Origin of the sequence: Sutterella massiliensis (assembly GCF_016899755.1) — a bacterium.
Taxonomy (GTDB): Bacteria; Pseudomonadota; Gammaproteobacteria; order Burkholderiales; family Burkholderiaceae_F; genus Sutterella; species Sutterella massiliensis.
On the sequence record NZ_JACJJC010000137.1, the window covers coordinates 1 to 957 of the forward strand.

The window sequence follows — 957 nt, forward strand, 5'->3', positions numbered from 1 at the left end:
GGAGAACGTCAGGCCGGTGCTTTCGTTGATATGGATGACGGAGCCGGAATTCGCAAGCACAATTGCCCCGCTGCCGAGCGCACCGGCGCCCGAAAGCGTCAAAACGGCATCGGAATCACTGTCGCCGACATTGATCGTTCCGCTCCAACCCGATTCACCGCTCGTTCCAGAATTCGCATGAACGACGAGTTCACCGTCGTCAAGATTCAGAGAACCAGCCCCCAAAATGGCACCGGAAATGGTTGACGTTTGGCCGGCAGCCTGCTTGATGCCGAGCGTTTGGCCTGTCGAAAGCTCAAGAGTACCGTGAGCGTCGACAACAAGATGGCCAGCGCTGTTAGCACCGGCATTCACGAAGCGACCGCCGGACTCGACACGAAGTTCGGACGTATTGCCGACACCGCTTTCACCGGCCGTCAGCGTCCCTTCAACAGTCGTGACGCCCGTATATGCATTCTTGTTGGTGAGCTCGATGGTTGCGCCGCTGGCAACAGTCAGGTTGCCGGCACCGGTCCCATAATTCTTGACGACGGCCGAAAGCGCCCCGCTTTCCGTCAGAACAAGTGTCTCGCCGCCAACAATATCAATTTCGCTGAGGTTGAAAATCAAACCGAGCGAATTGCCGCTTGTTCCAAGCTTGTAGCCGTACTGAGCGTACGCCACGTTGCCGGTGCCGCCGGCGGCGAGATCGCCCGTGATGTTCTGCGTGCCGCTGAACGAGGTACCCGAACCGCTCCCATTGATCGTGATGTTGTCAAGCGACCCCGTAATACCGCCGGATGCATTGATCAGCCCTTCGAATTTATTGGACTGAGACGCAATGATCTCCGAATGCGAAAGCACGCCGGTGAGATCTTCTGCATCACCCGGGAGTGTCAGCTTAATATCGCCGCTTTGCAAATTGAGAGAACCGCTGATATTGAGTTCAGCAAGCGAAGACGTATCCGCATTAAAGCC

Annotated in this window: 1 pseudogene; it reads right to left on the reverse strand. The window is 56.5% G+C overall.

Annotated elements, in window-relative coordinates:
* Window positions 1-843: pseudogene (locus tag H6A60_RS11785) on the reverse strand (hypothetical protein); the annotation flags it as partial.
* Window positions 844-957: the final 114 nt, after the last annotated feature.